This is a genomic window from Cupriavidus sp. 2SB (assembly GCF_005503625.1).
Lineage (GTDB): Bacteria > Pseudomonadota > Gammaproteobacteria > Burkholderiales > Burkholderiaceae > Cupriavidus.
Genome location: NZ_SCMX01000067.1, coordinates 23582 through 37793 on the forward strand (window position 1 = coordinate 23582; position 14212 = coordinate 37793).

The following is a 14212-nucleotide window of genomic DNA, read 5'->3' on the forward strand; positions in this document are numbered from 1 at the left end:
CAATATTCACAATGTGATTTACATTAATATTCAATAATTTTAAATAAGTAATATTAAATACAGAATTAGATTTCACTTGATTTGATAGTATTTATACGATTATTGGAACGCAGTCGTAGTAATGCGGCCGCTTTTGCCCACACACGCGAGTTCTACTAGGTAGGAAAAATCGGAGCTTGCGGAAAGAGCGGGACGGTTGAAAGCAGCAAGGGACACCGCAGTGGCCTGCCGCCGTCCTGCCACACAGCGCGGTAGATCGGAAGCTTCCATTCATCACCCGCAGCCCCCACTTGGGTGATGCCTTCGCCCCACCAATAGAGGGTGTTTTCTGCAGGAATCGCCACCCATACTGACCGGCCACCGGCCATCAGAGCCGCATCCACTCAGGTCAGAACAATGAATGCTGTCTCTTTTGTCGGATACGTCCTCGCATTTCTCGCCGTCATCATCGTCGCGGCACGGTGGATTTACCGCCACCATCCCGCGCTGCGCGAGTTCGATCCCGCGCCGCCGGACCGTGCCGCCAACGATGTGAAATCGGCTTCGGGTTGCGCTTCCTCAGACTGAGCGCCCGAAACTTCACGCCCTTGGGGAACTGCGGCCCCTCCCCGCTGCCTGACTAACTTGCGCCCGCGCCCTGCGGGTTCTGCGCTCGCGCCCGCGAGTGACAATAACAAGCAAGGAATCAAGAGCAATGGCAACTTCCAACAAGCTGCCGGCGTGGACCGTCTGGTCTCCGCTGGCCGCCTGGGTCGCATTTGGCCTGGGCATTCTTCTGACGGGTCAGGGATGGACGGTGGCGCTGATGGCTACCGCGTTGGCCGGGGCAGTATTTTCCGCAGTGCACCATGCCGAGGTCGTGGCGCACAAGGTAGGCGAGCCATTCGGCACGCTGGTGCTGGCGATTGCCGTGACGGTGATCGAGGTGGCGCTGATCGTATCGGTGATGTTGTCGTCCGGCCCCGAGAAAGCGGGACTGGCGCGAGACACCGTGTTCGCCGCCGTGATGATCATCTGCAATGGCATCGTGGGGGTCTGCCTGTTTGTCGGCGCGCTGCATCATCGCGAGCAGGCGTTCCAGGCGCCGGGTGCCAACGCCGCCATGGCGATTCTCGTCACGCTGCTTGGCCTGACAATGGTCCTGCCCAACTTCACCAGCACCACGCCGGGTCCGGTGCTGTCTTCCTCGCAGTTGATTTTTGCCGGCGTGATGTCGCTGGTGTTGTATGGCTGCTTCGTCTTCGTGCAGACCATCCGCCATCGCGATTACTTTCTCGTGGAAGGCAGCCGCGACGAGAACGTGCATGCGCCGCCCCCGCCCGGCAAGGTGGCGGCCGTCAGTGCAGTGCTGCTGATCGTGTGCCTGGTGGCCGTGGTGGCCCTGGCCAAGATGCTGTCGCCATCGGTGGAGCGCGCCGTGTTAGACGCGGGCCTGCCGCCCGCCGTGGTGGGCGTGGTGATTGCCGCGCTGGTGCTGCTGCCCGAGGGGCTCGCCGCCCTGCGCGCCGCGCGCGCCGACCGCATCCAGACTAGCCTGAACCTGGCGCTGGGGTCTGCACTGGCCAGTATCGGTTTGACGATTCCTACGGTGGCCGCAGTCTTCGTGTTTCTCGGCCGACCGCTGGAACTGGGGCTGGGTGCGAAAGAAATGGTGCTGCTGTTCCTGACGATGATCGTCGCGTCACTGACCCTGGGAATGGGTCGCACGACGATCCTGCAGGGGGTGGTGCATCTGGTGATTTTTGCGGCGTATCTCTTTTTGACGGTGGTGCCGTAACACCTCCGGCCTGGCTCCCCTCTACCGCGCGCGGGAGAGGGGAGAAAACCAGAGCAGGGAGAGGGCCTGCAATCAATCCGCCCGAATCCCCTTCTCCTTGATCAGTGCGCCCCACTTGACCGTTTCCTTGGCCAGATGGTCCTTCAACTGGGCCGGGGTGCTGCCGATTGGTTCTGCGCCGATGCCGGCCAGCTTCTGCTGCACAACGGGCTTTTTCAGGGCATCCACCATTGCGCGATTCAACGTGTCGATGATGGGCTGCGGCGCTTTCGCGGGCACCAATGCCGCGAACCACGGGGACAGTTCGTAGCCTGGCACACCCGCCTCGGCCACGGTCGGGACGTTCGGCAACGCCGTCGAGCGCTTGCTCGTGGTCACGGCGATGGGCGTCAGCTTGCCGCTGTCGATATGGGGCTTGGCCGAGGTGATGCTGTCGAACATGTAGTCCACCTGCCCGCCGAGCAGATCGGTAATGGCTGGGCCCGATCCCTTGTACGGAATATGCAGCAGGTCTACCTGCGCCATGGACGTGAACAGCTCCCCGGCGAGGTGGATCGACGTGCCGTTGCCGGCCGATGCATAGGTGTATTTGCCGGGCTTGGCTTTCGCATTGGCGATGACCTCGGCCACGGTTTTCGCGGAGGTCTTCGCCTTGTTGGTCACCAGCACGTTCGGCACTACGGCCAGCAGCGAGACCGGCGCGAAATCCTTGACCGGGTCATAGGCCAGCTTGCCATACAGTGCCGGATTCACCGCCATGCCGTTGGCGACGATGATGATCGTGTAGCCGTCCGCAGGCGAACGCGCCACCAGTTCGGCGCCGATGTTGCCGCCTGCTCCCGGCCGATTCTCCACGACGATAGCCTGGCCCAGTGTCTTCGACATGTCTTCCCCCAGCGTGCGCGCGATGTTGTCCATCGCGCCGCCGGCCGGAAACGGCACCACCCAGCGGATAGGATGATCGGGATAGGCAGCGTGGGCCGGTGCGGCAGCCGCGAACAGCAGCGATGCGGCAATGGCGAATGTGTGCAGCGATTTCATCTTGTCTCCGTTCCTTGTTTCTTTGTTCTGTCAGCGGCTCAGGCGCGGCGATAGTGCCTGAGCTTGTCTTCGTCGATGTCGAGTCCCAGCCCCGGCCCCGTGGACAGGTGCAGCGCGAAGTCGCGGTACACGGGGCGCTCGGTCACGATGTCGTCCTTCACCAGCAGCGGGCCGAACAGTTCGGTGCCCCATGCCAGTTGCGGCAGCGTGCAGAAGCCGTGCGCGGCGGCGATGGTGCCTACCGCGCCTTCGAGCATCGTGCCGCCATAGAGCGCGATGCCCGCCGCCTCGCCCACGGCCGCCGTGCGCAACATGCCGAAGATGCCGCCGGACTTGGCGATCTTCAGCGCGAAGACGTCGGCGGCGCCGAGCCGCGCCAGTTCCATCGCATCGGCCGGGCCAGTCACGGACTCGTCGGCCATGATCGGCACCACAAAGCGCTGGGACAATCGCGCCAGCGCAGCGGGATGGTCGCGTGGCGTGGGTTGCTCGATCAGGTCGATGCCAGCCGCTTCGAGCATCGCGATGCCCGTGGCCGCATCGGCCTCGTTCCATGCCTGATTCACGTCCACGGTCACGCGGGCACGATCGCCCAGCGCCCGCTTGATCGCCGAGACGTGCGCTACATCGTCACGCACGCTGCGCCGGCCGATCTTGAGCTTGAAGGTATTGTGGCGACGCTCCGCCAGAAAGCGCTCGGCCTCCTCGATATCGCGGCCCGTATCGCCACTGGCCAATGTCCAGAGTACCGGCAAGGTCTCGCGCACCGCGCCGCCCAGCAGCGTGACCAGCGGCACGCCAAGGCGCTTGCCCTGTGCATCGAGCATGGCCGATTCCAGCGCCGATTTCGCGAACCGGTTGCCGCGCGCCACCTTGTTCAGTCGTGCCATCGCACCGTGTACGTTGGCGGCGTCCTCGCCCACCAGTGCGGGCGCCAGGTAGGTGTCGATGGTCAGCTTGATGCCTTCCGGACTCTCGTCGCCATAGGACAAGCCGCCAATCGTCGTGGCCTCGCCGATCCCCTCCACCCCGTCGCTGCAGCGCATGCGCACGATGACCAGCGTCTGCTGCTGCATCGTGGCCATGGCCAACTGGTGCGCCCGGATCGTGGGCAGGTCCACCAGGATGGCCTCAATGGAAGAAATCGTCGTGGTCATACTTTTTCCATGCGGATTCGTTGTGCAGTCGAGTATGGCCGTTGACGCAACGGGTGTCCAAGACCGATGATGTCTCGATTGATACCTGCAGGGTATAGATCGAAGGGAAGGAGCAAGGGATATGGAACTCCGTCATCTGCGCTATTTCCAGGCGGTGGCACAGGAACTCAATGTGACGCGTGCGGCGGAAAGACTGCACATGGCACAGCCGCCGCTATCGCGGCAGATCCGGCAATTCGAGGAAGAAATCGGCGTGGCGCTGTTCGACCGTATCGGGCGCGGGCTGCGGCTGACGGAGGCCGGGCGTTTCCTGCTGGAGCAGTCGCTGCAACTGACGCAGCGGCTGGAAGAGACACTCGATGGCACGCGGCGCATTGGCCGCAACGAGAAGCGCTGGTTCGGGATCGGCTTCGTGCCGTCGGTGCTGTATGGTGTGCTGCCGGACCTGATCCGCGAATTGCGCGGCGATGACAGCGGTGTGGAAGTTGGACTGACCGAGATGATTACGGTGCAGCAGCTCGATGCCCTCAAGTCCGGCCGCATCGACCTCGCCTTTGGCCGACTGACGTTCAGCGATCCGGCCATCGTCCAGGAGGCGGTGATGGCCGAGTCTCTGGTGGCCGCCATGCCCGCCACGGCGGCGGCGCCAGCCGGCCCGTTCGATGCCGACGCCTTGGCGCGGCAGCCGCTGATCCTCTACCCCGCACGGCCTCGGCCCAGCTATGCCGATCACGTACTGTCGCTATTTCGCGCGCAGGGGCTGCAGCCGAAAATCGTGCAGGAAGCCAATGAATTGCAGACTGCGCTGGGACTCGTCGCAGCCGGGCTGGGTATCACGCTGGTGCCGGCCTCGGTGCAACGGTTGCACCGGGACGACGTGCGTTACGTGCCGATTGATGCGCCGGGTTTTGTCTCGCCCGTGATCATGAGTTACCGGGCCGGCGACACTTCGGCCCATCTGGAGCGGGCCATCGCCTGGGTGCGCTCGCGGACGGGCGCTGCCTGACGGGAATCAGGCCGACACGATCTTCGATTTCGATTTCAGTTTTGCGGCCACCTTGGCCGCATCCTTGCGGCGCCCATACCAGCCGCCCACCAGCAGCAGCACGGCCACGGCGACGATGTCCCCGGTCAGCGCCACCGGTCGCGTGGGCCTTCCGCCAGCAAACCCGTAGGTCAATCCTTCGATCCCCACCGAGACCACGGCGCCCAGCACGAAGCAGAACAGGCTGTGCCGGCCGATCTGGACCACCGGGCCCATGAATCGCGCGAGGCGCTCCACCCATCCCGCGCGCACGGCCAGATAGACCAGCCATGCCAGGCCAAGGAAGCTGACCACGCGCAGCGCGGCAAGACTCTGCTTCGGCAGCGGGAAGACCATCGTCGGCACCCATGCGGGCAGCCAGGTTTCATAGACGTGGGGACGCATCCAGAGATAGGCGGCGGCCATGCACACCAGCGCCACCACTACGGCACCGCCCGTGAAAGCGCGACGCACGATGGTCTGCTGCGGCAGGATAAAGTCCGGACGCAGGCGTGCCAACAACCCCATGGCGAACATCAACTGCCAGGCGAAGGGGTTGAAGCTCCAGCCGCGCGGCTCGCTGCTCGGCAGCAGCGGCAACAGCGCCGGCGACATCAGCCAGAGCGCGACACTGCCGCAGATAAAGGCCAACGGTTGCGCACGTGCCCAACGAATGGCGAGCGGCGCCACGCCGATGAACACGGCGTACATCGGCAATACATCGGAAACAAAAGGCTGGCGCGCCAGGCCGATCACCTGCAAGACCGTGGCGATTGGCTGGGCCATGAAGTCGGGCGCTTCGGTAGCACGCACGGCGGGGGCCGGCACCTTGCAGAGCGCGAGCACCAGACCGAACAGCAGCATCAGCACGCCGGTCAGCACGAACGCCTTGTAGATTTCCCAGCTACGGCGGCGCAGGCGCTTGCGCGCGGCGCTGGCACCGTCGCGGGCTTCCATCGCCAGATAGGCGGCGCCGGCCGAATAGCCGGCCAGGAAGACGAACACCTCGGCAGCGTCGAAGAGCTGGAAATTGCGGATCGTATAGTCGGCCAGCACACTGCCGTTGACGTGATCGACCACGATGAAGAGCAGCGCGATGCCGCGAATCAGATCGATCTCGGTGCGCCGGGCGTTGTTGAGTGCATTCACTGGAGCATCCCGAACGTCGCCGGCGCGACAAAAATGAGGCGGCCGGCAACTGAGAGACGCATTTTAACGCGGCATCAGGGTTTACCTTGTATGGCTATGTTTCAGCGCGTTACGCCGTCCTTACAAGGAGACGTATGCGGCATGCAGACGCGTCAATGTGCGCCGTCCGGCATCCACGACCGACGCATCGTGTGTGGTTTGCGCGCGAATGATCATGCCTTCGATGCAGAGAATGGCTTCCGCTGCCACGGCCTCGCACTCGGCCAGCCCCAGTTCCGCCGCGATGTCGCGGGCGAAATCCTGCAGCGACGCCTTGTGCGATACCGACTGCTCCAGCAGTCGCGGATCGTCACCCGCCCCGCTGCCCGTCTCGGCCACCATATTGATAAAGGCGCAACCGCGATAGTCGTCTGTAGCGAACCACTCGCCCAATGTATCGGCGAACACATCGAGATTGGGCCTTTGTGCGAGGCGGCTGCGCACGCCGGCCTCGAACCATGTCATCCACTGATCGTGCCGTCGCTGAAGATACTCGAGGATCAGGTCGTTCTTCGACGGGAAATGCCGATACAGCGACATCTTGGCGACGCCGGACTCGGCGATGATCCGGTCGATGCCGGTGGCGCGGTAGCCCTGGCTGTAGAAAAGCCGGGCGGCGGTATCGAGAATGCGATCGCGGGCGGATGGGGTGGTCATGGAGGGGATTATAGTAGACAGGTCTGTATTGTTGTATCTCCACCTGCCTGTTTGCTCCCCTCTCCCGCGCGCGGGAGAGGGGTCGGGGGAGAGGGCCAGCGGTTCTAATTGCGTTATCGGCAAGCAGAGCTGCCCGCCCTCTCCCCCAGCCCCTCTCCCACTTTGTGGGAGAGGGGAGCAAACCAGCGGGAAAGCAAACCTGCTTTAAGCCGCCTCCGCCAACTTCACCAGCTTCGCCTCAGCATCCCGCAGCGCCGTGCGCAGCCCCTCTTCCACCACCGGGTGGTAGAACGGCATCGCCAGCATTTGCGCGATGGTCAGGTCCTGCTGATATGCCCAGGCCAGCAGATGGGCAATGTTCTCGGCGCGCGGGCCGAGCCATTCGGCGCCGAGGAAGCGGCCCGTGGCGCGGTCTGCGTACACATGCATCAGCCCCTTGTTCTTGAGCATGACGCGGCTGCGGCCCTGATCCTCGAAGCTGACTTCGCCAGTGACGAAGCTGCCGGGGGTCAGATCGGCGAAACGCTTGCCGACCATCGCGATCTGCGGGTCCGAGAACACCACGGCGATCGGGGCGCGACGGGTCAGGTTTCGCACGTCCGGCCAGCGCGCCGCGTTCTCGCCCGCGATGCGGCCTTCGTCGGACGCTTCGTGCAACAGCGGCAGCACGTTGTTGGCATCGCCGGCGATGAACACCGGGGCGTCGCCACACTGCAGCGTGATGGGGTCGAACACCGGCACGCCGCGTGCATCGCGCTGCAGGGCCGTGTTGTCGAGACCGAGCTTGTCGACATTCGGGCGACGTCCCGTGGCGGCCAGCACATAGTCGAAGCGCTCGGTAGCCACATTGCCGCTGGGCGTTTCGAACGCGATCACGGCCTCGTCGCCTTCGCGGCGCATGTCGGTCACGCGGGCATCCGGGAGCAGCGGGAATTCCGCGTTGAACGCTTCGGCCGCATAGGTGCGGATCTCAGGATCGGACAACGGACCCACGCCGCCGCCCACACCAAACACGCGTACCCGCACGCCGAGTCGCGACAGTGCCTGGCCCAGTTCGAGACCGATCACGCCCGGGCCGAACACGGCCACGCTACGCGGCAGGTCGTCCCACGAAAACACATCGTCATTGATGATCAGGCGGTCGCCGAACACGTTGAACGACGGCGGCACGGCCGGACGCGATCCCGTGGCAATCACTACGCGGCTGGCGCGCACCACGGTGTCATCGCCCACTTGCAGGATGGTGTTGTCGATGAACTGCGCGAAGCCACGCAGGCGATCTGCTTCAGGAATGCTCTCGGTGCCGCGCACCACGAATCCAACAAAGCGGTCGCGCTCGTTGCGCACACGCTGCATGACTTCGCGGCCTTCGATACGCACCGGACCATCCACGTGCACACCGAACGCAGCGGTGTGGCGCGCCTCGTGCGCGGCTTCGGCTGCGGCAATCAGCAGCTTCGACGGCATGCAGCCCACGCGGGCACAGGTGGTGCCATATTCACCGCCCTCGATGATCACGGCGCGCTTGCCGGCGGCGATGGCCGCACGATACGCGGCCAGCCCTGCGGTGCCTGCGCCAATCACTGCCACATCGGTCTGAATCGTTTTCATGGTGCGTTTCCTGAATCGGGTGATGCTGCCTGCTACGGCTTGAAAAATTTCAATCGGCGGATGGGATGGCACCGGACCGCCTTGCAGCGTGCGGTGCCATCGGGTCCGGCGACTGCCTGGACGTTGCGGGGGAATAAGTGCCCAGGACACCGGTCGGGGGAACCGGGCCCGGGCGGGGGGAGGATCGTTGCGATCAGGCGATCAGGCGGCCAGATGCTGTTCGAGCGCTTCGGCGCCACCGATCAGCTTGCCGTTGATGAACACCTGCGGTGCAGTCATGCTGCCGGCCATGGCGCCCAGCACCTTGCCGCGGATCTTGTTGTCGAGCGGTACGTCGATGTACTCGAAGCCCTTGTCCGACAGCAGTTGCTTGGCCTTGGCACAGTGCGAGCAGCCCACCTTCGAGAACACCACCACCTGGTCCGGACGCTTGGCGTTCGGGGCGATGTAGTTCAGCATCGTGTCGGCGTCCGACACCTTGAACGGGTCGCCCGGCTCTTCCGGCTCGATGAACATCTTGTCCACGACGCCGTCGCGAACCACCATCGAATAGCGCCAGCTGCGCTTGCCAAAGCCCAGGTCGGCCTTGTCCACCAGCATGCCCATGCCGTCGGTGAATTCGCCGTTGCCGTCGGGGATCATGACGATGTTCTCGGACTCCTGATCCTTGGCCCATTCGTTCATCACAAAAGTGTCGTTAACCGACACGCACAGGATGGTGTCCACGCCAGCGGCACGGAAGGCCGGGGCCAGTTCGTTGTAGCGCGGCAGGTGCGTCGACGAGCAGGTAGGCGTGAAGGCGCCGGGCAGCGAGAACACTGCAACCGTCTTGCCGTTGAACAGATCGGCCGTGGTCACGTCCTTCCACTCGTTGTTTTCACGGACGCGGAAAGTGACGTTGGGAACGCGTTGGCCTTCACGGTGTTGCAGCATGGGTATAGCTCCTTGGGTTGGTTGGGGCGCCACGTGTTGTGGCGATGGAGTGCATTCTCCCGGCGGGCATGTGATTTGTACAATTCATCGTTTCAACCATCCTCATTGGAAATTACTATTATCGATCGTCGAATTACGATTGATTTTGGCTATCGCGATGCCCTTCCACGCACGCGCCCCCATCGCTATCATTCGGGCACATCAAAAACACGAAGGGACAACAACCGATGACCCGCCTGACCGTAGTGCTGCCCGTGGCGACCCTGCTGGCTGCCGCACTGATTGCCACCGGCACCCCCGCCGCAATCGCCGCCCCGCTGGTGAAACCCGAACTGGATCAGATCGTGGCCCGCGCCACCGCCACGCCGCCTGCCAGCTTCGCGGCCTTTCTGGATGCCGCGGTCAAGGCCGATCCGAAACTCGCGCCATCGGTGCGCGCCTACCGCGCGAAGAAGCCGCTGAAGGGCGACGATCTGGTCAACATCGGCCGCTTGCTGGGCGTCTACAACCGCGTTCACAACCACCAGGCGGTGCTGGACAGCATCACGGAGATGGTGGCGCTGCGCACCGTGCGCGACGAGAAAGTGCCGCAGCACGAGAACCCGGCGATCATCGAGTTCGGCAAGGTCGTGGAGCGCATGGCGAAGGACTTCGGCCTGCAGTTCCGCAACGTCGACAACCGCGTGTTCGAGGTAACGCTGCCGGGCCAGGGCAAGGAAACGTTCGGCATCCTGACGCATGCGGACGTGGTGCCTGTGGTGGCCGACGAATGGGTGCTCGACGATGGCACGAAGCTCGACCCGTTCAAGGTCACGCGCGTGGGCGACTACCTCTACGGTCGTGGCACGATCGACGACAAGGGTTCGATTGCCGCTGCACTTTTCGCCATGAAGACGGTGCGCGACAGTGGTGTGCCGCTGGCACGCTCGATCCGCCTGATGATAGAGACCACCGAGGAAACCGGCGGCGACGGCATGAAGTACTACCGCGACAAGACCGCGCTGCCCGAGTACAACATCGTGCTCGACAGCAAGTACCCGGCGGTTGTTGCGGAGAAGGGATCGGGCGCGCTGACGGTGCGCTTCCCGGTGCAGGCCACCGATGGCAAGCAGCCTGCCATCGTCGCCATGGCAGGCGCGGCATCGGCCAATGCGATTCCGCAGACCGCCACGGCACGCATCACGGGTGGCGATCTCGATGCCACGGCTGCCGCGCTCGATAAGGCGCACGCCGGTTTCATCGCGCAGTACGCCGCGCAAGGCAAGTTCGCCATCGACATCGCGCGCAACGGCGACGGCATCGACGTGAAGGTGACGGGCTCATCCGCCCACGGCTCGCGCCCGGAAGAAGGCGTGAACCCGGTGCCACGGCTCGCACTGTTCCTGCAGGAATCGGGGGTGAAGTTCGCACAGAACCAGTACGCGCACGCGATTCGCTACCTGACCGACCTGTATGGCACGGGCTACCTCGGCGAGAAGCTCGACGTGGGGTATCGCGATGATTTCATGGGTCCGCTGACGATTTCACCGACGCTGATCCGCGAGCGCAACGGCAAGCTGGAAGTCACGGCCAACGTGCGCATGCCGCGCGGTTCCACACCCGACGCATTGCGCGCGAAGATCGCCGAGCGCGTTCAGGCATGGGCCGGCACGACGCACACCACGCTTGAAATCCAGCATGACCAGGGCGACTGGATGGCTCGCGATCCGAAGGGCGCATGGCTCTCCACGCTGCTGAATGTCTACGGCGATACCACGGGCCTCGAAGCCAAACCCGTTCCTACCGCCGGCAGCACCACGGCCAAGCTGATGCCCAACGCCATCAACTTCGGCCCGGCCATGCCCGGCAAGAAATACACCGCGCACAACGCCAAGGAATACAAGGAAGTCTCCGATCTGAACCTGGATATGCAGATGTTCACGGAGATGCTGGTGCGGGTGGGGAATTTGAAGGCGATGCAGTAGTTTTGCGCAACGCTTCCTTGTTCCCCTCTCCCGCTTGCGGGAGAGGGGTTAGGGGAGAGGGCAAGAGGTTCTGCTTGCCGACGTGTCGCAATTTAGACCGCTGGCCCTCTCCCCCGCCCCTCTCCCGCGCGCGGGAGAGGGGAGCACACCAAGGGTAAGTGAAACGGCTCAAAGCCCCAACTCACTCAACCCCGCATGATCATCCGGCCGGCGTCCCAGCGGCCAATGGAACTTGCGATCCGCCTCCTTGATCGGCGCATCGTTGATGCACGCAAAGCGACGCTGCATCAGGCCGTTCTCGTCGAACTCCCAGTTTTCGTTGCCATACGACCGGTACCAGTTGCCGGAGTCATCGCGCCACTCGTATGCGAAGCGCACCGCGATGCGGTTGCCGTCGTGTGCCCACAATTCCTTGATCAGCCGATAGTCCAGTTCCTTCTGCCATTTGCGCGCAAGGAACGCTTCGATGTGTTCGCGACCGTTCACGAATTCGGCGCGGTTGCGCCATGCGCTGTCCACGGTGTACGCCAGCGCCACGCGCTTGGGATCGCGGGAATTCCAGCCGTCTTCGGCGGCGCGCACTTTTGCGGCGGCGGTTTCCAGGGTGAACGGCGGGAACGGCGGACGGGCTTCGGCTTGATTCGACATGCGTGATCTCCAGGAATGGATGAGGAACGAGAAACGTAGAACGTGATACAGATCTGTCTCGCCATTATTGGTAGACAGACCTGTCTCGTCAAGCACGAAATATAGGAACAAAAAAGCCGGTTTGGCCCGATGCGTATCAGAGGTGCTGCCGGTCGAAGCCCGATTCCCGCGCCAGCACGATAGCCTGCGAGCGATTCTCGACTTCGAGTTTCGAGAAAATGCTCGTAATGTGATTTCGCACGGTTTTCTCGCACAGGCCGAGCAGTGCCGCGATCTGCGCGTTGTCGCGGCCTTGCGCGATCAACACCACAATGTCGCGTTCTCGACGGGTCAGCGCCCCGAAGGCGGGATCTGCCGATGGCGCCGGCGGCGGGAGGAAGGCCCGCACCTCGTCGATCCAGCGATCCCAGGCGGACTCCGCTTCCAGCAGCAGATGGTTGCCACTGTCGAGCGGGACGAAGTGAGCATTGGGAATCATGCTCGCGATCAGGCGCCCTTCATCGAATGGCACACGCGCATCGCGCACGGCGTGCAGGACAAGCGTGGGACAAGTGACCAGCGGCAACAGCGTCACCACATCGATATCGTTGAAGATCCGCATGAAGCGCGCGGCATTGATCGGAGAGGTGGACACACGCTCCAGCTCGTTGAACCATCGATGCTGCTCCGCCGTACCGCCCGGAATGAACTGCGTGGTAAAAAACTGCCGGAACGCGGGGTTCTCCTGACCCCAGCCAATCTCCGCGAGCCGGATCATCAACTCGGCTTCCTCCTGCATCTCGGGACCGGGATTGCGCTTGAGCCGGCCCCGCGCGTAGCCGCCGTGCAGGATCAGGTGGCTCACCCGTTCGGGATGTGCCACGGCATAGGCCACCGCAATCGATGCGCCCTGCGAGATGCCCAGCAGCGGAAAGCGATCCACGCCCATGGCATCGACAATGGTTTCGAGATCGCGCAGCCATGCATCGAATGACAGGTCATCGACATGGCGATCGGAGAGCCCGCAACCGCGCTCGTCATAGCGGATCAGCGTGTGCTGTTCGGACAGCGCGTAGAGCATGTGGCTCCAGACCGGACTGCCGACATCGAACTCCAGATGGCTCATCCAGTTGGCCGCCTTGACGAGCGGCGGCCCGCTACCCGTGATCGCATACGCCAGACGTACGCGGTCAGGGCTGGTGCATAGGCGAATCTGCTGCTTGAGCATCGGCATGGCGGCGTCGCGCGCGGGGCAGGATACGAGCGGACCGGCGTGCCTGCGGCCCGTATCGTTGCCGATACCGGGCAGAGGTTCACCGCGTGCGGTCGTGCCGGGCGACTCACCTATCTTAGACAACGTTCCCCATCGCGCGGACATCAGCGCCACATGCCGCCCGCGCAAAGTGCGGCAGGCGAAACGCAGTGCGTGCGGTACGCGGCGGATAAGGGACTCCACGTGTATTCACTCGCAAGGAAAAAAAGAAAACTGCCCGGTGCGCAGGGCATCCGGGCAGTGATTCAACGGGGCAATGCTCCGTCAGCGTGATTCACGCCGCGCGCGAGGCACAGGCGCCCTGCTGGCCGATGCTGCGCGCGCCGTCGGTGAACGCATCGCGCGGACCCTGACGATTGCCGCCGTCGCTATAGGCATCGCGCGGCCCGATCCGCATGCCTTCCGAATACGGATCGAATCCGCCGCGCTTGCAAACTGCCGCACTGGCGTGCTGCGTCGATGCCGTCGATGGGATGAATACCTCGCTCCAGGCGCCGGCGTGTGCGGCGGTGCTCAGCCCGAGGGTCAGTGCGGAAGCGGTGAAAAGGGTCTTTGCTGCGTTCAACATCGTGATTACTCCAACTTGAAACTCCGGAAAAAGCGGATGGCGATGGCCAATCCGTAGGAGCCATTGTGGAGATCGATGCCGTGCCTGACATGAGGCGAGAGTCCCGGGTCAATCGGGACAGTTGGGGAAAACGCGGAGGATTGAGCGGGACGGGTGTCCTGTGGAGAATTGTTTCATTTGGGCCTGTCAGGAATTTTGTGTGTAGGGCATAACATGTCGTTAAGGAGCATGTATGCCACGCAAACCGAAAGCCCCATTGCGGGAATTGCCCGCCATCCGGAAGGAATTGATTGATCAGTTCGTCAAAGGCCCGATGACCGCCGAGGCGGTGCAGGATGCGGCCATGGCGTTCAAGAAGGCGCTGATCGAGCGTGCGCTGGGTGCCGAACTGG

The 14212-nt window shown here is 63.4% G+C and carries 13 protein-coding genes and 1 pseudogene; 5 read left to right on the forward strand and 9 right to left on the reverse strand.

What is annotated here, in order from left to right:
- The first annotated feature begins 396 nt into the window (after nt 1–396).
- Together FFS21_RS32145 and FFS21_RS24585 are read left to right on the forward strand one after the other, a co-directional pair.
- Nucleotides 397–567, forward strand: a complete 171-nt coding sequence (locus tag FFS21_RS32145; protein ID WP_171020486.1) for a hypothetical protein — start codon at nt 397–399, stop codon at nt 565–567.
- A gap of 127 nt (nt 568–694) precedes the next feature.
- On the forward strand, nt 695–1777 hold the full coding sequence (locus FFS21_RS24585; RefSeq protein WP_137927316.1) for a calcium:cation antiporter: 1083 nt from the start codon (nt 695–697) through the stop codon (nt 1775–1777).
- Between the two features lie 72 nt (nt 1778–1849).
- Here FFS21_RS24585 and FFS21_RS24590 read toward each other — a convergent pair whose 3' ends face one another.
- Together FFS21_RS24590 and FFS21_RS24595 are read right to left on the reverse strand one after the other, a co-directional pair.
- Entirely contained in the window at nt 1850–2818 is a 969-nt protein-coding gene (locus tag FFS21_RS24590) for a tripartite tricarboxylate transporter substrate binding protein (RefSeq protein WP_137927317.1), read from the reverse strand.
- 38 nt (nt 2819–2856) lie between these two features.
- Nucleotides 2857–3975: a muconate/chloromuconate family cycloisomerase gene (locus FFS21_RS24595; RefSeq protein ID WP_137927318.1), complete on the reverse strand. Its 1119-nt coding sequence runs from the start codon at nt 3973–3975 to the stop codon at nt 2857–2859.
- Nucleotides 3976–4096: 121 nt separating this feature from the next.
- Here FFS21_RS24595 and FFS21_RS24600 point away from each other — a divergent pair, with 121 nt between their 5' ends.
- Nucleotides 4097–4981 (forward strand): LysR family transcriptional regulator, encoded by an 885-nt coding sequence (locus tag FFS21_RS24600; protein ID WP_137927319.1) that lies wholly within the window; start codon nt 4097–4099, stop codon nt 4979–4981.
- A gap of 6 nt (nt 4982–4987) precedes the next feature.
- On the opposite strand, the gene FFS21_RS24605 is transcribed toward FFS21_RS24600, so the two are convergent.
- The 4 genes from FFS21_RS24605 to FFS21_RS24620 form a co-directional block, all read right to left on the reverse strand.
- Nucleotides 4988–6148 (reverse strand): OpgC domain-containing protein, encoded by a 1161-nt coding sequence (locus tag FFS21_RS24605; protein WP_137927320.1) that lies wholly within the window; start codon nt 6146–6148, stop codon nt 4988–4990.
- A gap of 120 nt (nt 6149–6268) precedes the next feature.
- Nucleotides 6269–6844, reverse strand: a complete 576-nt coding sequence (locus tag FFS21_RS24610; protein ID WP_137927321.1) for a TetR/AcrR family transcriptional regulator — start codon at nt 6842–6844, stop codon at nt 6269–6271.
- Between the two features lie 204 nt (nt 6845–7048).
- Nucleotides 7049–8455, reverse strand: a complete 1407-nt coding sequence (locus FFS21_RS24615; RefSeq protein ID WP_137927322.1) for a dihydrolipoyl dehydrogenase — start codon at nt 8453–8455, stop codon at nt 7049–7051.
- Between the two features lie 201 nt (nt 8456–8656).
- Nucleotides 8657–9388: a glutathione peroxidase gene (locus FFS21_RS24620; RefSeq protein WP_137927323.1), complete on the reverse strand. Its 732-nt coding sequence runs from the start codon at nt 9386–9388 to the stop codon at nt 8657–8659.
- A 227-nt stretch (nt 9389–9615) separates the two neighbouring features.
- On the opposite strand from FFS21_RS24620, the gene FFS21_RS24625 reads away from it, so the two are divergent.
- Nucleotides 9616–11352, forward strand: coding sequence for a dipeptidase (locus tag FFS21_RS24625; RefSeq protein ID WP_137927324.1), 1737 nt, complete (start codon nt 9616–9618; stop codon nt 11350–11352).
- Between the two features lie 168 nt (nt 11353–11520).
- Here FFS21_RS24625 and FFS21_RS24630 read toward each other — a convergent pair whose 3' ends face one another.
- The 3 genes from FFS21_RS24630 to FFS21_RS24640 form a co-directional block, all read right to left on the reverse strand.
- Entirely contained in the window at nt 11521–12000 is a 480-nt protein-coding gene (locus FFS21_RS24630) for a nuclear transport factor 2 family protein (RefSeq protein WP_137927325.1), read from the reverse strand.
- A gap of 136 nt (nt 12001–12136) precedes the next feature.
- A complete protein-coding gene (locus tag FFS21_RS24635) occupies nt 12137–13213 on the reverse strand; it encodes an alpha/beta fold hydrolase (RefSeq protein WP_137927329.1) in 1077 nt (358 codons plus the stop codon).
- A gap of 313 nt (nt 13214–13526) precedes the next feature.
- Nucleotides 13527–13820 carry a hypothetical protein gene (locus tag FFS21_RS24640; RefSeq protein ID WP_137927326.1) on the reverse strand — a complete coding sequence of 98 codons (294 nt, stop codon included), beginning with the start codon at nt 13818–13820 and terminating at the stop codon, nt 13527–13529.
- A 232-nt stretch (nt 13821–14052) separates the two neighbouring features.
- Here FFS21_RS24640 and FFS21_RS24645 point away from each other — a divergent pair.
- A pseudogene (locus tag FFS21_RS24645) lies at nt 14053–14212 on the forward strand (IS256 family transposase); the annotation flags it as partial.